Consider the following 20,030-nt stretch of genomic DNA (forward strand, 5'->3'; position numbering starts at 1 on the left):
GCGGCGGCGCGGGCATGCGCAGCGGCGCGGCGCCGGCTCTGACACCGCCCTGCGCGGCATCGGCCCCACCGCGCCGGGGGTCGAAGCCGGCCCCCAAATGCTCGCGCGCCTGCGCCGAGATGCTGGCCTTGTCGGCCGGCATGGGCAGCGGGCTGGTGGGCGACGGAGGCGAGCCCGCGGTCGGAGGCGGCGCAGCCGGATCGGCCCCAGCCGGCGCATGCACGGCAGGTGCTTTGTCCAGGCCCAGCAGCGAGGTCTGCCGCTGCAGCGCCGCTTCGGCCAGGAACTGGGCCACGGGCGGGAGCGCGCTGCGGGAGGGGTCGATGGGAAGGGCCATGCCAAGGATGCGGGGGGATGGTGGATTCTGTAGCGATTCCTGCAGCCTGACCAGGGTGGGCGGCGATCCACGGCTGCCGCTCCACCCGCCACCACCGCATCCGATCGGCCAGCGTTCACGCTCTCAAGGCATACAGCTATTGGATTTATAGCAATTGGCGCTCAACCAGAGCGCAGTGCGGCACGTTCTTGCTTCAGAATCCGCTGTGCCTGCTCCGCACCACACGGTGTCGGTGACAGCCCTCCCATCCAACGGCCATGTCTTCACACCCCACCGCGCCACACACCCCTCAAGCCTTCAGCCCCGCGCCCCACCCGTGGGTTGCGCCAGCGCTGCTGGGCACGGTGCTGGCATTCCTGCTGCTCAGCGCCTGGGTCTTTGCGCCCGGCTGGGAGCGCGCCTTCCGCTCCGACAACTCTCCCGCATCGTGGCTGTCGAGCGCATTGCTGCTCACGCTGTGCATCACCGCACTGCGCCTGACCGCCGAACGCTGCCTGCCGTGGCGGCTGGGCGTGTGGCTCACGTTGGCCTTCGGCGCGCTGGCGCTGGACGAGCAGTTCATGCTGCACGAGCTGTGGAAGTTTCGCTGCCATGAATGGACCGACGCCTGCCGGTGGGCCGCAGTGCGCGAGGCGCCGATGCTCGCGGTGGCCTGGGTGGGCCTGGCCACGCTGGCGTGGCTGCACGGGGCGTTGTCGCACCGTAGTACCCGTGGCTGGCTGTGGACCGGCTTTGCGGCGGGGCTACTGGCGATTGCGGTGGACCAGTGGCCGAATGTGCAGCCGCAGGGGGCGTGGCTGCCGGAGTTGCCGGAGTTGATGGCTACTTTGGAAGAGCCACTGGAGGTCGTGGCGGAGGCGCTGGTACTGGCAGCTTTGTTGCGGCAGCCGCGGTTGCGGTGAGACGAAGTCCTGTGATACCCCAATCGCCAATGGCTTTGGACCCTGAGCTGTCAGCCCCCAGAATGACGCTAAGCAGTCTTTTAACCCGAAGGCAAGTTCAGTCCCCGGGCTTACTGGAGCAGCTAAACGCAATGGACATGTTGGAGGAAGAATGAGCTCCTCTTTGAAAGCCGCTCTTGCGATATACCCGATCCTGCTCCTCGGGGCATTGATGGCTTTCGGAAACGATCAAATACCCTCGTTTGAGGCAAGTGGAGCGCTGGGCCACGTTCTAGCGAAATGGTGGTGGCTGGTCTTGGTCACGCCAGTGTTCATTGGATCCTTTGTGTTTTCCGTGCAGGCCTGCCGTGATAAAAAGCTGCCGATTTGGGCCAGGTTTCTTTGGCTGACAGGCTTCTGGACAGTAGGTCCATTGCTCTTTCCGATCTATTGGTGGCGAAGCAGGCAGGAAATTTAGCTTGCACCCAGGCGGAGGCTCAATCTGCGTGTCGTTTACTTGGCCTGTGAGGGCGGCTTCTTTCTAGAGTCACGGGATGCGTGCTCCTGGCCGACAGCACCACCGCTCAGGTGCACTCCTGATCCACCCAATGACCCGCCCTGAACCACTGCCCGTTGATGTTCAGGTACCACCGCCATTCAAAGACAGGCTCGTAGCTCATGCTGCCCGGCGCGGGCACGTCGATGCGCAGGATGTCGGCCACACTGTCGCGGTCCACGTCGATCTCGTGCACCGTCACGGCGGTGTTCTTGCGCTGGGGCTTGTCGCGGATGGGTGGGTCGGCGGGCATCGTCCAGCTCGTGGCGTAGCGCGTGGAGCGCACCTTCACGGCATCCGGCGGCAGCTTGCCGGGGACGACCAGGCGGGCCAGCACGTCGGCGGTGTCGGAGAGTTTGGCGTAGCCGCGCACGGGCTGGGCTTCTTCGCCGGGGTCGTTGAACGCGCGGCCGGGGTAGTGGCCGCCGCAGTAGTGGGCATCGTTGCTGATGTCCCACATGCGCTGGCGCACGGCGTGCGCGCCCACCAGGCCCTGCTGGGCGATGGCGTACACGGTGAGCGGCGGGGCGAATGCCTGGTCTGCCGTGCCCACGTCCCAGAAGCCCGTGACGTACTCGATCTCGGGTCCGCTGTGGCGGGCAAATCGGCCCACGGGTGTGCCGGTGGGGATGACGCTGATGCGCGTGCCGGCGACGGCGGCCAGCCCGTCTGCATCGGTCTCGTGCAGCAGGGCCACGCTGTCGTGGCTGCGAAAGTACGACGGGGTGATGGCGGGCAGCACCGGCCGTGTGGCCAGGGGCGCCACGGCCGGCAGGTGGTCCACCGCGCGGGTGGCGAGCTGGACATCGGCGAGCGGGTTGACGGGTGCGCCCCGGTCGATCTCCTGCTCGGGCCGCAACAGCACACCGGCGCGCATCAGCTTCTTGGCAGCTTCCCATTCGGGGCGCTGGGGGTACACCACCGGTGCGTCCAGCGCATGGGTCTTGGCCAGCGCCGCGATCTGCAGCGATGCCGGCCGGGGCAAGGCGTTGCCGTAGGCCCGCAGGCGGTTGGGCGACGGTGCCACCCAGAAGGAGCGGGCGGCGTCTTTGCCCGCCCGGGCCAGTGTGAGGGGCTGGTCGGCCAGCAGCTGGCACGACACATGGGCTTGCACCGGCGCCGCCAGCGCGGGGCCCAGGCGCGGGTCGCCGCGGTAGAGCACGGCGCACCAGCCGTCGCGCTCGGTCAGTTGCTCCAGCACGGTGTTGGCGGGCACCTGGGCCACCACGCGGGCCTGGGGCTGGGCGGCGTCGCGCAGGTTGACCCAGGAGCCTTGTACGTAGCGTGTTTGGGCGGGCGCGACGGTGGGGGTTTGCGCGCCTGCGCTGCCACCAGCGAGCATGATCGCCGCCGTGGCCCAGAGAAGGCGTTGCAGGCCGTCAGAAATCGTCTTCATGTGTCCGCGCCCTCGTGACTGACTGATCCAACCGACTGATCAACATTGCTGCACTTGAAACATCCGTTCGGGCTGAGCTTGTTGAAGCCTCGCGCGGCGCTTCGACAGGCTCAGCGTGAACGGATGGGGTGGCTCGCCCCGCGTCAGACTGCCAATGCGGGTTCGGGCGCTGCAGCTGGCGGCTGCGCCTCGACCACCCGGGCCAGCAGCGCGCCTGCGTAGCGGGCGGGCAGCGGTATCCACACGCGCACCGGGTTGCCCTGCGCCACGGCGATGCTCTGGCCGTCCACGTTGCGCATCTGCGCGAGCCGCAGCGTGAGGTTGCCGCTCGGGTGCACCACTTCCAGCAGGTCACCCACGGCGAAATGGTTCTTGGTTTCGACCTGCACCCAGTCACCGCTCAGGCCCGCTGAAGCCAGGCCCTCGGCGCCCAGCACTTCGCCCACAAACTGGCTGCGCTGTGTGGTGGAGTGGCCGTTGATGTAGTTCTGGTAGTCGTTGCTGGGGCGCCGCTCCAGCAGGCCGCCGGTGTAGCCGCGGTTGGACAGGCCTTCGAGCTCGATGAGCAGCTCGGGGTTGAACGGGCGGCCGGCCACGGCGTCGTCGATGGCGCGGCGGTAGACCTGGGCGGTGCGGGCCACGTAGTACAGGCTCTTGGTGCGGCCTTCGATCTTGAGCGAATCGACGCCGATCTGCGCCAGGCGCGCCACGTGCTCCACCGCGCGCAGGTCCTTGCTGTTCATGATGTACGTGCCGTGCTCGTCTTCCATGATGGGCATCATCTGCCCGGGCCGGCCGGCTTCTTCGATCAGGTAGACCTTGTCGGCCTTGGGGTGGCGCTCGCCGCTGCCGGTGGTGGACGCAAAAGCCTGCTCTGCCTTGTGCTGCGCGGCCTCGAAGTTGAAGTCACCCTCCATCTTCCGGGCAATGGCTTCGCCGGTGGTCGGGTCGATGTCGGCGTCATGGGTGGCGTAGTTCCAGCGGCAGGCGTTGGTGCAGGTGCCCTGGTTGGGGTCGCGGTGGTTGAAGTAGCCGCTGAGCAGGCAGCGGCCCGAGTATGCGATGCACAGCGCGCCGTGCACGAAGACCTCCAGCTCCATGTCGGGGCATTCCTGGCGGATTTTCTCGATCTCGTCGAGGCTGAGTTCGCGCGAGAGGATGACGCGCTCCACGCCCATCTTCTGCCAGAACTTCACCGCCGCCCAGTTGGTGGTGTTGGCCTGCACCGAGAGGTGCACCACCTGCTCGGGCCACTTCTCCTTGACCATCATGATCAGGCCCGCGTCGGCCATGATGAGCGCGTCGGGCTGGCAGTCGATCACGGGCTCGATGTCGCGCAGGTAGGTGCGGATCTTGTCGTTGTGCGCAATGAGGTTGCTGGTGACGAAGAACTTCTTGCCGCGTGCGTGGGCCTCGCCGATGCCTTGGCGGATCTGCTCGAGCTTGAACTCGTTGTTGCGCGCGCGCAGGGAGTAGCGCGGCTGGCCGGCGTACACCGCGTCGGCGCCAAAGTCGTAGGCGGCGCGCATCTTGTCGAGCGAGCCAGCGGGCAAAAGAAGTTCGGGGGCTTTGAGCATGGTCATGGGGTGGCCCAATCTAAAAATCGTCAGGAGTCAGGTTCAACGCGGCATCAGGGGCAGGCCGCCGAGCATGCCCACGGCCTGCGCAGGAAACTCTTCGGCGTCAAAGGCCTTGTCGCCATCGGCGTCCTGCACGCCGTTGGGTACCAGGCCCTTGAAGTCAAACTGGCGCGGGTCCATGAAGTGCGAGGGCACCAGGTTGCGCAGCGCCACGGCCATGTTCTCGATGCGGCCGGGGTACAGCTGCTGCCAGTCGCGCAGCATCTGGCCGATCTGCTTGCGCTGCAGGTTCTCCTGGCTGCCGCACAGCGTGCACGGGATGATGGGGAAGGCGCGGATGTCCGCCCAGCGCGCGAGGTCGTCCTCGGCCACATAGGCCAGCGGGCGGATGATGAGGTGATCGCCCCGGTCGCTCTGCACCTTGGGCGGCATGCCCTTGAGCTTGCCGCCGAAGAACATGTTGAGGAAGAACGTCTGCAGCATGTCGTCGCGGTGGTGGCCCAGCGCGATCTTTGTGCAGCCCAGCTCGTCAGCCACGCGGTACAGGATGCCCCGGCGCAGGCGGCTGCACAGGCTGCACATGGTCTTGCCTTCGGGGATGTGCTCCTTGACGACGCTGTACGTGTCCTGCGTTTCGATGTGGAAGGGCACGCCCACCTTCGCCAGGTAGTCGGGCAGCACATGGGCCGGAAAGCCGGGCTGCTTCTGGTCGAGGTTGACGGCGATCAGCTCGAACTTGTGGCCGTTGCGCTGCTGCAGCATGCGCAGCACGTCCAGCATCGCGTAGCTGTCCTTGCCGCCGGAGACGCACACCATGACCCTGTCGCCATCCTCGATGAGGCCGAAGTCGGCGATCGCCTGGCTGACCTGGCGCACCAGGCGCTTTTCGAGCTTGAGCGCGGCGTAGGCAGCGGCTTTCTCGGCGGCTGCACTTTCTTGTGGGCTGTGGGCGTCAGCAGGCGTTTCAAGGAGGGTGGCGGGTTCGGACATGTAAAGAGCAGGCCGGGTTTTTGGGCAAAAGAAAAGCCGAAGGCGCAAGGGTGCCGCAGAGTCAGGCGCCCGGCAATGCGCCACCGCAAGGCAGTGGTTGTCAGTCGCTACTATTTTTATAGCTGCCGCCGGTGTACGGACAGGCGGTAGCCGCCGATTTCATTCGAACATCAGGCTTCGGCCGGGTAGAACATCTTGCGCGTGGGCACGGTCTCCACCGCCTTGGCAATGGCGCCGATGTGGTCCGGCGTGGTGCCGCAGCAGCCGCCCAGGATGTTGACCAGCCCCTCCGCCGCGAATTCGTGCACCAGTCGGCTCGTGATCTCGGGCGTTTCGTCGAAGCCGGTGTCGCTCATGGGGTTGGGCAGGCCGGCGTTGGGGTAGCAGCTGATGAAGGTGTCCTCGGCCACCCGGTTGAGCTCCTGGATGTACGGGCGCATCAGCGTGGCGCCCAGGGCGCAGTTCAGGCCGATGGCCAGCGGGCGCGAGTGGCGCACGCTGTGCCAGAAGGCGGTCACGGTCTGGCCGGATAGGATGCGGCCCGAGGCGTCGGTCACCGTGCCGCTGATGATCAGCGGCAGGCGCTGGCCGCTGTTCTCGAAGTACTCGTCGATGGCGAACAGCGCGGCCTTGGCGTTGAGCGTGTCGAAAATGGTCTCGACCAGCAGCACGTCGCAGCCGCCTTCGACCAGCGCCTCGGTCTGCTCGTAGTACGCGGCGCGCAGCTGCTCGAAGTCGACATTGCGCGCGCCCGGGTCGTTCACGTCAGGGCTGATGCTGGCCGTCTTGGGCGTGGGGCCCAGGGCGCCGGCCACGAAACGGGGCTTGCCCTGCGTGCTGTATTTGTCGCAGGCGGCGCGGGCGAGCTGGGCCGAGCGCAGGTTCATCTCGCGCGCCAGCTCGGCCATGTGGTAGTCCTCCTGCGCGATGGTGGTCGCGCCGAAGGTGTTGGTCTCGATCAGGTCGGCGCCGGCGGCGAGGTACCGCTCGTGGATGTCGCTGATCACGTCGGGCCGGGTGAGCGAGAGCAGCTCGTTGTTGCCCTTCACGTCGTACGCAAAGTCCTTGAAGCGCTCGCCTGCTGCGCCCGGGCCACTGTAGCCCTCGCCCCGGTACTGCGCCTCGCCCAGCTTGAAGCGCTGGATCATGGTGCCCATGGCGCCGTCGAGGATGACGATGCGTTGGGCAAGGATGTCGGGCAGCTGCGCGGCGCGGGTGTAGTGAAGGGCTTGCATAGGCTCCTATTGTAGAAAGCCGGGGCTTGCAGGGCGGAATGCAAGGGGTTTTTTAGAACCATCAAGAATATTGATCGACTTTTAAATTCCTGTGAGATATAATTTGCCTTGCTGCAGTCACGGCTTCCGAGCCGCGCCGCCGCAGCAACGCCTGCTCAAAGACCGCTAGCAACACGTCTTTGCCGCTGCAGGTGCGTTGTGCGACATGTGTCGCCCCAGTGGGTCTGCCAGAGCTGCAGCCCGCCGAGTCCCTTGATGCTCACGCAGGCCGATGTTCCGCCTGCGATCCCGAATGAACCAGATTTCAAAGACCGCCATTTCCATGGGCAAGTACGTCGTTTCGCCCGCGACACATCCGACCGACTGCGGCCGCTTTCGCGCCTCCTTCTCGGTCCATCGTTCAGAGAGCAAGGGCAGCTATTGCCGCGTGTTCCGTTTTGACAAGGTCTTTGCATCGCGCGAAGCCGCCCGGCTGTTTGCAGTCACCCAGGGCTGGCTGCAGGCGTGCATGCCGCACCCTCCGATGTGCTGATGGTCTGCACGCTGCAGATTCCATCCGCCTCCCCCGTGGTTGCGGGCTCCTTCCGGTCCGCACACCCGCCCCAACGGTACGCCCTTCGCTGCGCGCCATCCTTTAGAAAGACTCTCCCATGAGCACCAAGATCTATGTGGGCAACCTGCCCTACTCCGTGACCGATTCGAGCCTGCAGAGCAACTTCGCCGAGTACGGCGGCGTGTCCTCCGCCCGCGTCATGATGGACCGCGAAACCGGCCGCTCCAAGGGCTTCGGCTTTGTCGAAATGGCCAACGCCGAAGTGGCCCAGGCCGCCATCACCGCGCTGCACGGCATGTCGGTCGATGGCCGCTCCATCGTCGTGAACCTGGCCCGCCCCCGCGAAGACAACCGCAGCGCGGGTGGCTACAGCGAGGCAGGCTACACCGCCGGCAAGCGCTCGGACGTAGGCTACGGTAACGGCGGCTTCGGCGGCGGCCGCTACTGAGCACGGTCACCCCGTGCCCTGAAGACCGGCTCTATGGAGCCGGTTTTTTTTCGTCCCGTCCAGGGCGCCGCGCGAGCCGCTGCGCAGCGGCCGGGGGCCACGGGGTACCTGGCAGCGCTGATCCTGGCGCCCGCCGTTGGGGCGCGCACAGTGCCCGGCGCACAATAGCCCCTTCGCCGACAGGCGCGCCTGCCGCGAAGTATTGATTCAATTGGCCTCTCACGCTTGATACAAAAGCGCTGACAGCTATCAAATTCAGAGTATCCGTTGTCGTCCACACGCCCGTCCCCCGCCCTCTGCGAATCCCCTGCGCACACCGTCCTGCAGGACGTCTTTGGCTACGAGCAATTCCGCGGCCCGCAACAGGCCATCGTCGAGCATGTGATCGGCGGCGGCGACGCGCTGGTGCTGATGCCCACCGGGGGCGGCAAGAGCCTGTGCTACCAGGTGCCGGCCATCGTGCGCCAGCAGCAGGGGCGCGGGGTGACCATCGTGATATCGCCGCTGATCGCGCTGATGCATGACCAGGTGGGCGCTCTGCACGAAGCGGGCGTGGAGGCGGCCTTCCTCAACTCCACGCTGAGCTACGACGAAGCGCAGGACGTGGAATTGCGCCTGCAGACGGGCGCGATCACATTGCTGTATGCCGCGCCCGAACGGCTGAACACGCCGCGCTTCCTGGGCCTGCTGGACGACCTGTACCAGCAGGGCGTGCTGAGCCTCTTTGCCATCGACGAGGCGCACTGCGTGAGCCAATGGGGCCACGACTTCCGCCCCGAATACCGGGCGCTCACGGTGTTGCACCAGCGCTACGCGGGCGTGCCGCGCATTGCGCTCACGGCGACGGCCGACGATCTCACGCGCGCGGACATCATCGAGCGGCTGCAACTCGAAGACGCACGGCTGTTCATCAGCAGCTTTGACCGCCCGAACATCCGCTACCACATCGAAGAGAAAAAGGACGTCACCACGCAGCTGCTGCGCTTCATCGAACGCGAGCATGCGGGCGAAGCGGGCGTGGTCTACTGCCAGTCCCGAAAGCGCGTGGAGGAGCTTGCCGCCACGCTGTGCGATGCGGGCCTCACCGCACTGCCTTACCACGCGGGCCTCGATACCAAGGTGCGACAGCACAACCAGGACCGCTTCCTGCGCGAGGAAGGCATCGTGATGGTGGCCACCATCGCCTTCGGCATGGGCATCGACAAGCCCGACGTGCGCTTCGTGGCGCACGTGGACATGCCCAAGAACATCGAGGGCTACTACCAGGAGACCGGCCGCGCGGGCCGCGACGGGCTGAACGCCGACGCGTGGATGGCCTACGGCCTGAACGACGTCGTCAACCAGCGCCGCATGATCGACGAGAGCCCCGCGGGCGAGGAGTTCAAGCAGGCGCTGCGCGGCAAGCTCGACGCGCTGCTGGCACTGGCCGAGGCCACCGACTGCCGCCGCGTGCGGCTGCTGGCGTACTTCGGAGAGCGGTCCACACCCTGCGGCAATTGCGACAACTGCATCAGCCCACCGGCCGTGTGGGACGGCACGGACGCCGCACGCAAGCTGCTGTCCACCATCTACCGGGTGCACGCGGCCAGCGGCCTGACCTTCGGCACGGGCCACATCATGGACATCGTGCGCGGCAAGGACACCGAAAAGGTGCAGCAGTTCGGCCACGACAAGCTTTCGACCTTCGGCGTGGGCAGGGACTATTCCGAGGCGCAGCTGCGCGGCGTGCTGCGCCAGCTGCTGGCCACGGGCGCCGTGGGCCTGCACAAGGTCATGCTGGAGAGCGGCCATAGTTTTGACACCCTGAGCCTCACCGAAGGCTCGCGCCCCGTGCTCAAGGGCGAGATGCCGGTGCAGCTGCGCGAATCCACCGCTTCGACAACGCCCAAGCGCACACGCACCCGCAAGAGCACCGGCAGCGCCCCCCCCGCCGCTGCGGCCAACCTGGGACCGGATGCGCAGGCGCGCTTCATCAACCTCAAGTCCTGGCGCGCCGAGGTGGCGCGCGAGCACAACCTGCCGGCCTATGTGATCTTTCACGACGCGACGCTGGCTGCCATTGCCGAGCGCAATCCGGCCACGCTCGATGACCTGCAGGGCATCAGCGGCATGGGGGCCAAGAAGCTCGACGCCTATGGGGCCGAAGTGCTGCGGGTCTGCGCGCAGTAGCGTTGCGGCCAGGCCCCCCAGATCGGCGCAGCTCTAAGTCTTCAAAGCCCTGCACCCGGGCCTGCCTTGGCACGCCGCCGGTGGGCGGCGCGGTGTGTTCCGCGGATGAAACGTGATTCGCGTGTGCTACCCGGCGTTGAAGCACTATGGTTTTGATAGCTATTCGCGCTTGACGGGCGAGCGACAGGGGCTGCTCACGCATGCAACATGCGCACCTTTGCGGCTGCCCCCGCTTGCCACGGCCCTTTCTCGCGAGGGAAGAGGGTGAAACAGCCCTGCAGTGCCGTGTGCAACAAGTGCCGCAGGCAGGCAGACGCTCTTCTTCGCAGCGTGGGCAGAACGGGTTTTCGCATGCCGCACAAGGCCGCATGAGCGGCCGTGCGACGCTGCGCCACAATGGCGCATGCTCACCCTACAAGACATCCGAGACGCGGCCACCCGCCTGCAAGGCCAGGTGCTGGAAACCCCCTGTGTCGAATCCAAGACGCTCTCGCAGATCGTGGGCGCGCAGGTGTTCCTCAAGTTCGAGAACCTGCAGTTCACAGCCTCCTTCAAGGAGCGCGGCGCGTGCAACCGGCTCACGCTGCTGTCCGAAGAGGAACGCGCTCGCGGCGTGGTCGCCATGAGCGCCGGCAACCACGCGCAGGGCGTGGCCTACCACGCGCAGCGGCTGGGACTGCGGGCTGTGATCGTCATGCCCCGCTTCACTCCCGGGGTCAAGGTGGAGCGCACGCGCGGCTTCGGGGCCGAGGTCGTCCTGCACGGCGACACGCTGGAAGAGGCTCGGGCCCACGCCTACGCACTGGCCGATGCGCAGGGACTGACCTTCGTGCACCCCTACGACGACGAAGGCGTCGCCGCCGGGCAGGGCACGCTGGGGCTGGAGATGCTGCAGGCGGTGCCCGACCTCGACACCCTGGTGATCGCCGTGGGTGGCGGAGGGCTGATCTCGGGCGTGGCCACGGCAGCCAAGGCCGTCAAGCCGGGCATCGAGATCGTGGGTGTACAGACCACGCGCTTCCCGGCCATGGTGAATGCCGTCAAAGGCACCAGCCACCCGCAGGGCACATCCACCATCGCCGAAGGCATCGCCGTCGGCACGCCCGGCAAGATCACGCAGGAGATCATCAAGCGCCTGGTGGACGACCTGGTGCTGGTGGACGAAGGCGACATCGAGCAAGCCGTGCTGATGCTGCTCGAAATCGAGAAGACCCTGGTCGAAGGCGCTGGCGCTGCCGGCCTGGCCGCGCTGCTGCGCCACCCCGAGCGATTCAAGGGCAAGCGCGTAGGCCTGGTGCTGTGCGGCGGCAATATCGACCCGCTGCTGCTGGCCGCGATCATCGAGCGCGGCATGGTGCGCTCGGGGCGCCTCGCGCGCATCAAGGTCAGCGCGCGCGACGTGCCCGGCGTGCTGGCGCGCATCACGGCCACCGTGGCCGACGCTGGCGCCAACATCGAAGAAGTGCACCACCAGCGCGCCTTCACCATGCTGGCGGCGCAGAACGTGGAGATCGAGCTGGTGCTGCAGACCCGGGGCAAGACGCACATCGACGACGTGCTGGCGCGCCTGCGCCAGGCGGGCATGGAGGCTGCGCTGATCTGAGAGCCTGCCGGCGATGGGCAGGGGTTTGTGCAAGCGTGATCCTCTGCGGCACGGCGAAGCCGGTCCCGCGGTTTGGAGTGTGCGCCGCTCGCGGCTAGAATTGCGCAAGTTTTAAGCATCTGGAGCCGCCCCATGTCCGAACACAGCACAGCACACGCACCCGCAGAACCCCCCCCCCACGACCCCGTGGAGAACGTGGTCCACGTGGCCCCGATTGTGCTGCCCGTGGTGGGCGGCGTGCTGATCTTCCTGCTGGCCTTCATCGCCGTGTACATGGCCTGAGCCACACGGAACGCCGCCAAGAGCCCCGCGCTGCGGGGTTTTTTTTTGCCCTCGGCAGGCCCGTCCCCACCCCTATCGCCACACCCCACGCCAGGAGCCCTGCCATGCGACCCGGACACGCCCTCGTTCTTTTCTCCGGTGGCCAGGACTCCACCACCTGTCTGGCCTGGGCGCTCACGCAATTCGCCCATGTGGAGACCATCGGCTTTGACTACGGTCAGCGCCACCATGTGGAGCTGCAGGCGCGCCAGACGGTGCTGGCGCAGATGCGCGAGCGTTTTCCACAGTGGCGCGAGCGGCTGGGCGAAGACCACATGCTGGACCTGGCGGTGCTGGGCCACATCAGCGACACGGCGCTGACCAGCGATGCCGAGATCCAGATGACCGCCGCCGGGCTGCCCAACACCTTCGTGCCCGGGCGCAACCTGCTGTTCTTCAACCTGGCCGCTGCGGTGGGCTACCGGCGCGGCCTGCACTCCCTGGTGGGCGGCATGTGCGAAACCGATTTTTCGGGCTACCCCGACTGCCGCGACGACACGCTCAAAGCCCTGCAGGTGGCCGTGTCGCTGGGCATGGGGCAGCGCTTCACCTTCGACACGCCGCTCATGTGGCTGGACAAGGCCGACACCTGGGAGCTGGCCCGCACCCTGGGCGGCGACGCGCTGGTGGACCTCATCATCACCGAATCGCACACCTGCTACCACGGCGTGCGCGGCACGCTGCATGCCTGGGGGCATGGCTGCGGCACCTGCCCCGCCTGCGAATTGCGCAAGGCCGGGTATGAGCGCTGGAGTGGAGAGAAGACCCCCTGAGTCGCCTGCGGCGCCTCGGTAGCGCGCGCCAGAGGCGCGGCCTCTTCGGCCTGTCCAAGCCTGCGCAGGCAGGCTTGGAGCCGCAGGCCTCAGCCCCTGAAGGGGGACGCACCCCGTGGCCTGGCAGAGCCAGTTCCACGGGTGCACTGGCCTTGGGGGCGCCAGTTTCCAAGGGTGCTGCTTCTTGCCGGGACTCCCTGACAACGGCGCATTGACAACATAACCCCATGCATCTTTTGCATAATTTTGGGGCGAGTCTGACAGACAAGTGGGCGGCAGATTCATAAAATTGACATCCCAGCCGACCCGCGGACTCCGTGGAATAGCCGCCACGCCGTGGGGCTGAACACTGCGCCCGCCCGCCGACTGAGCACGAAAGCCGTTTTTTCAAAGGCAGCGCTCAGCATCGCAACTGCGCCAGGCCTAGCCGCGTTCCACCCGGTTCGCTTCCTTTGAAAAAACTGTTTTTTCAACTTAGGAAGCTCCCCGATGAACGCACCCACCATGCAGGGCCTGAATCTCAACGCCCCCACCTATGTCAAGAACGCCCGGCTTCTCGCCTGGGTGGCCGACATGGCCGCTCTGTGCAAGCCCGAGAACATCTACTGGTGCGACGGCACCAAGGAAGAGTACGACCGCCTGTGCCAGCAGCTGGTCGACGCAGGCACCTTCAAGAAGCTCAACCCCGCCAAGCGCCCCGGCAGCTTCCTGGCCTGGTCCGACCCCTCGGACGTGGCCCGCGTGGAAGACCGCACCTACATCTGCTCGGCCGCCAAGGAAGACGCCGGCCCCACGAACAACTGGATGGCCCCCGCCGAGATGCGCGCCACGCTGCAGCCCCTGTTCGACGGCTGCATGAAGGGCCGCACCATGTACGTGGTGCCCTTCAGCATGGGCCCGCTGGGCAGCCACATCGCCCACATCGGCGTGGAGCTCACCGACAGCGCCTACGTGGCTGTGAACCAGCGCCTGATGACCCGTATGGGCAAGGCCGTGTACGACGTGCTGGGCGTGGAAGGCGAGTTCGTGCCCTGCATGCACACCGTGGGAGCCCCACTGGCTGACGGCGAAAAAGACACCACCAGCTGGCCCTGCAACCCCAAGGTCAAGTACATCGTTCACTACCCCGAAACGCGCGAGATCTGGTCGTACGGCTCGGGCTACGGCGGCAACGCGCTGCTGGGCAAGAAGTGCCTGGCCCTGCGTATCGCCTCCACCATGGGCCGCGACCAGGGCTGGCTGGCCGAGCACATGCTCATCCTGGGCGTGACCAACCCCGCCGGCAAGAAGTACCACGTGGCTGCGGCCTTCCCCAGCGCCTGCGGCAAGACCAACTTCTCGATGCTGGTGCCGCCCGAGGCTGGCTTTGCCGGCTGGAAGGTCACCACCATCGGTGACGACATCGCCTGGATCAAGCCCAACGCCGACGGCAAGATGGTCGCCATCAACCCCGAAGCTGGCTACTTTGGCGTGGCTCCCGGCACCAACATGCACACCAACCCCAACTGCATGAAGAGCCTGGACAAGGACGTGATCTTCACCAACGTGGCCCTCACGGACGACGGCGACGTGTGGTGGGAAGGCATGGAAAAGGACACCGGCAAGCTGCCCGACCACCTGATCGACTGGCAAGGCAAGGACTGGACGCCCCAGATCGCCAAGGAAACCGGCGCCAAGGCCGCGCACCCCAACTCGCGCTTTACCGTGGCTGCAGGCAACAACCCCGCGCTGGATGCGCAGTGGGACGACGCCAATGGCGTGGCGATCGACGCGTTCATCTTCGGCGGCCGCCGCTCGACCACGGTGCCGCTGGTGACCGAAGCGCGCACCTGGACGGAAGGCGTGTACATGGCCGCGACCATGGGCTCGGAGACCACCGCCGCCGCCTTCGGCGCCCAGGGCGTGGTGCGCCGCGACCCGTTCGCCATGCTGCCGTTCTGCGGCTACAACATGAGCGACTACTTCCAGCACTGGCTCAGCATGGAAGGCAAGATCGCCGCCACCGGCAAGCCGCTGCCCAAGGTCTTCTGCGTGAACTGGTTCCGCAAGGACGAGGCCGGCAAGTTCGTCTGGCCCGGCTACGGCGACAACATGCGCGTGCTCAAGTGGATGATCGACCGCATCGAAGGCACGGCCCAGGGCACGGAGACCATGTTCGGCGTGGCGCCCCAGTACGCCGAGATCAACTGGACGGGCATCGACTTCAGCGCCCAGCAGTTCCAGGCCGTGACGCACATCGACAAGGCCGCCTGGGCTGAAGAGTTCAAGCTGCACGACGCGCACTTCGAACAGCTGGCCTACCACCTGCCCAAGGCGCTGCTGGATACCAAGGCCGCCCTGGAAAAGCGCCTGGCTGTCTGACGGGCCCCGGCCCCGCGGGGCCGTTGGCACTCAGGAGAACCGCCCCGTCGTCTGGCCGGGCGGTTTTTTTGCGCCCGCCGCGCAGCCCCGGCGCAAGGAACCGGCCGGGCGCAAAAAAAGCCGTGGCGCGATGAGCGCCACGGCTTTCAAGGGGTTCGCGCGCGGCCTGGCCGCGCCATCCTTCTCAGTAGTACTTGCGGATATCGTTCACCGTGGCAATGCCCATGGCGTGATTCAGTTCCGCCATGATGCGGGGGTCCTTCATGGCGACTTGCCAGGTGCGCTGGTCTTCGGCAGCGCGGCGGCGGTTTTCGGTGAAGGTCTGGCCAGCCACACGCAGGGCAGCGCTGGCACGGCGGGCAGGCGAGGTCAACAGCGCCAGGGCAGCAAAGGCCACCAGCCACAGCACCATCCAGGCAGCCAGCAGGTGGCCTTCGGTCCAGGTGTCGATCACCTGGTGGGCGACCACCAGCAGTGCGGACACCACGGCGGCGAGCAGGAGGGTGGCAGCGCCACGGGCGCTGTCGAAGCTGGAGGCAGCGCGCTTCAGAGCAGCGGCGGCATTTTCGGCGCGTACAACGCCAAGGTGTTCGGTGGGGTAGTCAACGTGTGCGAAGGTAGTCATTTCGGTTTCCCTTTTCTAACGCTTGTGGCGAGATTGCCGGGCGATGGGGTGATATTAGGGTTTACCCTTTGCGCATTCAAGTTTATATTTTGAATCATGGATATTCACAATGGTGATGTTTTCACCTTGGAGCAGCCGTGACCCCCCTGAACTTCCGCTCGCTGGACCTGAATTTGCTGCGTGTCTTCGACGAGGTGATGGCTGAGCGCAGCCTGACGCGCGCGGCGCACAAGCTGTCCATCACCCAGCCGGCCGTGAGCAATGCCATGCGCCGCCTGCGGGATGTCGTGGGCGACGAACTGTTGGTGCGCAGCGGCCAGGGCGTGGAGCCCACAGCGCGTGCGCTGGCTCTGTGGCCGCCCGTGCGCGAGGCGCTGGCGCAACTGCAGGAATCCTTCGCTCCCGGGCGGTTCGACCCTGCCACGGCCGAATCCACCTTCGTGCTGGCCATGGCAGACGCCACGGCCGCCACGCTGGTGCCCGCCCTGGTGGAGATCATCGAGCGCGAAGCCCCCGGCATCGCCATCCGCGTGCTGCCGCTGACCACGCGCGACCCTCGGCGCCTGCTTGACGACGAAGCCGCCGACATGGCCGTCGGCTACTTCCCGGCCGTGCTGGCCGACCTCACGGCCCGGGCGCAGTCGGGCGATGCGGTCGCCTTCGAGAGCCGGCGCCTATACGACGGGGAATACGTGTGCGTGATGCGCCAGGGCCACCCGCTGGCCAACGCGCCACTCACACTCGATGCCTACTGCGAGGCCCGCCACATGCTGGTGAGTTTCTCGGGCCGGCCCTTCGGCTTCATCGACGAGGCGCTGGCATCGCTCGGGCGCGAGCGCAAGGTCGTGATCACCGTGAACCAGTTCTTCACCGCCGGGCGGGTGGTGTCGGGCTCGGACCTGCTCACGGTGCTGCCGCGCCACTTCGTACCGGTGACCGGCATCGCCGATGCGCTGGTGCAGCGCACCCTGCCGCTGGACGTTCCCCCGGTGCACGTGGACGCCTTGTGGCGCCGACGCAGCGCACAGCAGACCGCCATGACGTGGCTGCTGCAGGCACTGGCACGGTCAGCGCGGCGGACCTTTCCTGAAGCCTGAGGATCGGAGCAAAGACGTAGACTGCCGGCTCCATGAAGATTCAACTGCTGTCCGACCTGCACCTGGAAGTCCACCCGCATTTCAAGCCCGAACCCGCGCCCGGCGCCGATGTCCTGGTGCTGGCTGGCGATGTGGGCTCCTACCAGGCAGGCTCCCAGCTCGTCGACGACGACTTCGGCCTGGCACGGTTCTCGCCACTGGCGCAGTACGCACAGTGGCCGACCCCGGTGATCTTCGTGCCGGGGAACCACGAGTACGACGCCCAGGATTTCGACGAGGCCCATGACCGACTGCGGCGCACTTGCGAGCGTCTGGGCATCCACTGGCTGGAGCGCGAAACACTGCGGTTGCAGGGCGTGCGCTTTGTCGGAGCCACCCTCTGGAGCGACTTCGATGCCCTGGCAGACCACGAGGGCACGACCGACATCACACGGCGCCTGAAGCAGCGCGACAAGGCGTTCCGAGCCGCCAACTTCTATCTGCGCAAGACCGGGGGGACGCGCCAGGGCGAGCTCTTCCTTGCCGAACCCATGCGCGAAGAGGCGCTGGCCAGCCAAGCCTGGCTCACCGCAGCGCTGGCCGCGCCGTTCGACGGCCCCACTGTGGTGGTCACACACTTTGCGCCCAGCCTCCGAAGCTCAGACCCCCGCTACGGGCTGGTGCCCGGCACTGCAGGCTTTTGCAATGCGCTCGATGCGCTGCTGCCCCAGGCCACGCTATGGCTGCACGGCCACCTTCACGCGCCCAGCGACTACGTGGCCGAGGGCGTGCGCGCCGACGGCACGCCATGGCAATGCCGCGTGGTGGCCAATCCGCTTGGCTATGCCCGCAAGGGAGAACAGGCCACCTTCCGCCCGCAGTTCTGTGTCACCGTATGATGGGTGGGCGGGGCTTCGGTGCCCCCCGCCGAGCAGCGCAGAAGAAAAAGCATGACCCAGGTCAAGACAACAGGAATCCGCGCACGGTAGTCTGGACCCATCATCTTTTCGGAGAACAAACCATGAACATCCTGCTTGCTGTCGATGGCAGTGCTTACACCAAGAAAATGCTGGCCTATCTCGCCACCCATGAGGAGTTGCTGAGCGGCAACCATCAGTACACGGTGCTCACCGTGCAGGCCCCGCTGCCGGCGCGTGCACGGTCCGCGCTGGGCAAGGAGGTTGTGGACAGCTACCACGCCGAAGAGGCCGACAAGATCCTCGCGCCAGTGTGCAAATTCCTTGGCCGCCATGGCATCGACGCCAAGCGCAGCGTCAAGGTGGGGGCAGTGGGTGAGTCCATCGCCAAGGTGGCGGATACTGGCAAGTTCGATCTGCTGGTAATGGGCTCCCACGGGCACGGCGCCCTCGCCACGTTGGTCATGGGCTCGGTGACCACCCAAGTGCTTGCTCACAGCAAGGTGCCAGTGCTGCTGGTACGCTGAGCAGCCACACCCGAACACAGCCCTGCCACGGCAGGGCTTTTTTTTGCCCAAAATCTACCGATCGGTTTCAGAATAACCAATTGGTTTACTTTAAGACCAATTGGTAATACATTCGCGCCACGCCCATCTTGGCGTGTCATTTCCATCGAAACCGAGAGGAACGACCCATGAAGAAGACCTTGATCGTGATCGCCCTGGCCGCTGGCGCCACCTTCAGCGCCATGGCGCAGGACATCGTTGATACCGCCGTGAAGGCCGGCAACTTCAAGACGCTGGTCGCAGCCGTGCAGGCAGCCGGGCTGGTGGACACCCTGAAGGGCCCGGGCCCGTTCACGGTGTTCGCGCCCACTGACGAAGCATTCGCCAAGATTCCCAAGGCCACCCTGGACGGCCTGCTGGCCGACAAGGCCGCATTGACCAAGGTACTGACCTACCACGTGGTGCCCGGCAAGGTCATGGCCAAGGATGTGAAGGCCGGCAAGGTCAAGACCGTGCAGGGCCAGGAACTCACCGTGTCCACCAGCATGGGCGTGATGGTGGACCAGTCCAAGGTCACCGCGACCGACGTGCCGGCCAGCAACGGCGTGATTCATGCGATCGATACCGTGCTGATGCCCAAGTAAGTGCGCCATGCACCCGCTCTTTTCATTGATCCATCCGTTCCATCACGAGGAGACGTCGCCATGAACACAGTATTCAATCGCCGCACCGTTCTGATGGCTGCCGCCCTGGGCGCCAGCACCACCCTGCTGCAGGCCTGCGGCGGAAGCGATGATGACGCCCAGCCCAACATCGTCGAGCTGGCGCAAAACACGCCCGAGCTGAGCATCCTGGTGGAAGCCGTGGTGGCTGCGGGCCTGGCGCCCACGCTGAGCACGGGCACACTCACCGTGTTCGCGCCCACCAACGCAGCATTTGCCGCGCTGCTGACCGAGCTGGGCACCACCAAGGAAGCACTTTTGGCCAACAAGCCGCTGCTCACGGCCGTGCTGACCTATCACGTGCTGAACAGCAAGGTGGCGCGGGCCGATGTACCGCTGGGCAAGGCCATTGCGCCCGTATCGGGCGGCTTCTTCAAGATTGAGGCGTCCAACGGCCTCAAGATCACGGATGGCCGAAACCGCGTGAGCACCATCACCAGCACCGACCTGCAAGCCAGCAACGGCGTGGTGCACCTGATCGACCGTGTGCTGCTGCCTGCCGACAAGGACATCGTGGCCACTGCGTCGGCGCTGCCGGACTTCAGCATCCTGGTCGAAGCGGTAGCTGCTGCCGGGCTGGTGGGCACGCTGCAGGCGGCAGGCCCGTTCACAGTCTTCGCCCCCACCAACGCGGCCTTCGCCAGTCTGCTGACGGAGCTGGGCGTGAGCAAGGCCGATCTGCTTGCCAACAAGACCCTCTTGACCCAGGTACTCACCTACCATGTGGTCCCTGCGCGGGTGCTCAAGGCCGAAGTGCCCTTCAACACCGCCATCACCACCGTGCAGGGCCAGACCTTCACGATCAACTCCAGCCTGGTCATCACCGACCAAAACATGCGCACCAGCCGCATCGTCGCGGCCGATGTGTTCACGAGCAACGGCGTGATCCACGCAGTGGACAAAGTCATTCTGCCCAAGTGACGGACGGGGCGCGGCGCAATTGGAGGGTGCGGCCCGCTCGCTGGGCCAGCACCCACAGCA

Annotated in this window: 19 protein-coding genes and 1 pseudogene; 14 read left to right on the forward strand and 6 right to left on the reverse strand. The window is 66.2% G+C overall.

Features of this window, described 5'->3' with window-relative positions:
- Window positions 1-337, reverse strand: a pseudogene (locus tag KW835_RS15220) (hypothetical protein); the annotation flags it as partial.
- Window positions 338-594: 257 nt separating this feature from the next.
- Between KW835_RS15220 and KW835_RS15225 the strand changes: the two are divergent.
- Window positions 595-1,239 (forward strand): hypothetical protein, encoded by a 645-nt coding sequence (locus KW835_RS15225; protein ID WP_218383800.1) that lies wholly within the window; start codon window positions 595-597, stop codon window positions 1,237-1,239.
- A 151-nt stretch (window positions 1,240-1,390) separates the two neighbouring features.
- A complete protein-coding gene (locus KW835_RS15230; RefSeq protein ID WP_218383802.1) occupies window positions 1,391-1,696 on the forward strand; it encodes a hypothetical protein in 306 nt (101 codons plus the stop codon).
- A 106-nt stretch (window positions 1,697-1,802) separates the two neighbouring features.
- Here KW835_RS15230 and KW835_RS15235 read toward each other — a convergent pair whose 3' ends face one another.
- The 4 genes from KW835_RS15235 to KW835_RS15250 all read right to left on the reverse strand — a co-directional run bounded on the left by KW835_RS15235 (window position 1,803) and on the right by KW835_RS15250 (window position 6,975).
- The gene (locus KW835_RS15235) at window positions 1,803-3,170 is read right to left on the reverse strand and encodes an SH3 domain-containing protein (protein WP_218383803.1); all 1,368 of its coding nucleotides are present in this window, start codon (window positions 3,168-3,170) and stop codon (window positions 1,803-1,805) included.
- Window positions 3,171-3,313: 143 nt separating this feature from the next.
- Complete coding sequence (gene yegQ, locus KW835_RS15240) at window positions 3,314-4,753, reverse strand: tRNA 5-hydroxyuridine modification protein YegQ (RefSeq protein WP_218383805.1); 1,440 nt, start codon at window positions 4,751-4,753, stop codon at window positions 3,314-3,316.
- A 36-nt stretch (window positions 4,754-4,789) separates the two neighbouring features.
- Window positions 4,790-5,740 carry a tRNA 2-thiocytidine(32) synthetase TtcA gene (gene ttcA, locus KW835_RS15245; protein WP_218383807.1) on the reverse strand — a complete coding sequence of 317 codons (951 nt, stop codon included), beginning with the start codon at window positions 5,738-5,740 and terminating at the stop codon, window positions 4,790-4,792.
- Between the two features lie 170 nt (window positions 5,741-5,910).
- Window positions 5,911-6,975, reverse strand: coding sequence for a homocysteine S-methyltransferase family protein (locus KW835_RS15250; RefSeq protein WP_218383816.1), 1,065 nt, complete (start codon window positions 6,973-6,975; stop codon window positions 5,911-5,913).
- A 322-nt stretch (window positions 6,976-7,297) separates the two neighbouring features.
- Here KW835_RS15250 and KW835_RS15255 point away from each other — a divergent pair, with 322 nt between their 5' ends.
- The 7 genes from KW835_RS15255 to KW835_RS15285 all read left to right on the forward strand — a co-directional run bounded on the left by KW835_RS15255 (window position 7,298) and on the right by KW835_RS15285 (window position 15,203).
- A complete protein-coding gene (locus tag KW835_RS15255) occupies window positions 7,298-7,507 on the forward strand; it encodes a hypothetical protein (protein ID WP_056163424.1) in 210 nt (69 codons plus the stop codon).
- A 118-nt stretch (window positions 7,508-7,625) separates the two neighbouring features.
- Window positions 7,626-7,976: an RNA-binding protein gene (locus KW835_RS15260; RefSeq protein WP_218383818.1), complete on the forward strand. Its 351-nt coding sequence runs from the start codon at window positions 7,626-7,628 to the stop codon at window positions 7,974-7,976.
- 267 nt (window positions 7,977-8,243) lie between these two features.
- On the forward strand, window positions 8,244-10,145 hold the full coding sequence (recQ, locus tag KW835_RS15265; protein ID WP_218383820.1) for a DNA helicase RecQ: 1,902 nt from the start codon (window positions 8,244-8,246) through the stop codon (window positions 10,143-10,145).
- 403 nt (window positions 10,146-10,548) lie between these two features.
- The gene (locus KW835_RS15270; protein ID WP_218383822.1) at window positions 10,549-11,748 is read left to right on the forward strand and encodes a threonine ammonia-lyase; all 1,200 of its coding nucleotides are present in this window, start codon (window positions 10,549-10,551) and stop codon (window positions 11,746-11,748) included.
- A 132-nt stretch (window positions 11,749-11,880) separates the two neighbouring features.
- Window positions 11,881-12,030, forward strand: a complete 150-nt coding sequence (locus KW835_RS15275; RefSeq protein WP_218383824.1) for a hypothetical protein — start codon at window positions 11,881-11,883, stop codon at window positions 12,028-12,030.
- 104 nt (window positions 12,031-12,134) lie between these two features.
- Window positions 12,135-12,842 (forward strand): 7-cyano-7-deazaguanine synthase QueC, encoded by a 708-nt coding sequence (gene queC / locus KW835_RS15280; RefSeq protein WP_218383825.1) that lies wholly within the window; start codon window positions 12,135-12,137, stop codon window positions 12,840-12,842.
- Window positions 12,843-13,331: 489 nt separating this feature from the next.
- Entirely contained in the window at window positions 13,332-15,203 is a 1,872-nt protein-coding gene (locus KW835_RS15285) for a phosphoenolpyruvate carboxykinase (GTP) (RefSeq protein WP_218383826.1), read from the forward strand.
- Between the two features lie 184 nt (window positions 15,204-15,387).
- Here KW835_RS15285 and KW835_RS15290 read toward each other — a convergent pair whose 3' ends face one another.
- On the reverse strand, window positions 15,388-15,828 hold the full coding sequence (locus KW835_RS15290; RefSeq protein WP_218383827.1) for a hypothetical protein: 441 nt from the start codon (window positions 15,826-15,828) through the stop codon (window positions 15,388-15,390).
- Window positions 15,829-15,965: 137 nt separating this feature from the next.
- Here KW835_RS15290 and KW835_RS15295 point away from each other — a divergent pair, with 137 nt between their 5' ends.
- The 5 genes from KW835_RS15295 to KW835_RS15315 all read left to right on the forward strand — a co-directional run bounded on the left by KW835_RS15295 (window position 15,966) and on the right by KW835_RS15315 (window position 19,970).
- The gene (locus tag KW835_RS15295; RefSeq protein WP_218383828.1) at window positions 15,966-16,925 is read left to right on the forward strand and encodes a LysR family transcriptional regulator; all 960 of its coding nucleotides are present in this window, start codon (window positions 15,966-15,968) and stop codon (window positions 16,923-16,925) included.
- Between the two features lie 32 nt (window positions 16,926-16,957).
- Window positions 16,958-17,803 carry a metallophosphoesterase gene (locus KW835_RS15300; RefSeq protein WP_218383829.1) on the forward strand — a complete coding sequence of 282 codons (846 nt, stop codon included), beginning with the start codon at window positions 16,958-16,960 and terminating at the stop codon, window positions 17,801-17,803.
- A gap of 122 nt (window positions 17,804-17,925) precedes the next feature.
- Window positions 17,926-18,348 carry a universal stress protein gene (locus KW835_RS15305; RefSeq protein WP_218383830.1) on the forward strand — a complete coding sequence of 141 codons (423 nt, stop codon included), beginning with the start codon at window positions 17,926-17,928 and terminating at the stop codon, window positions 18,346-18,348.
- Between the two features lie 167 nt (window positions 18,349-18,515).
- A complete protein-coding gene (locus KW835_RS15310) occupies window positions 18,516-18,971 on the forward strand; it encodes a fasciclin domain-containing protein (RefSeq protein ID WP_218383832.1) in 456 nt (151 codons plus the stop codon).
- A gap of 60 nt (window positions 18,972-19,031) precedes the next feature.
- Window positions 19,032-19,970, forward strand: coding sequence for a fasciclin domain-containing protein (locus tag KW835_RS15315; RefSeq protein ID WP_218383834.1), 939 nt, complete (start codon window positions 19,032-19,034; stop codon window positions 19,968-19,970).
- Window positions 19,971-20,030: the final 60 nt, after the last annotated feature.

The sequence above is a fragment of the Acidovorax sp. sic0104 genome (assembly GCF_019219095.1).
GTDB lineage: Bacteria > Pseudomonadota > Gammaproteobacteria > Burkholderiales > Burkholderiaceae_C > Acidovorax.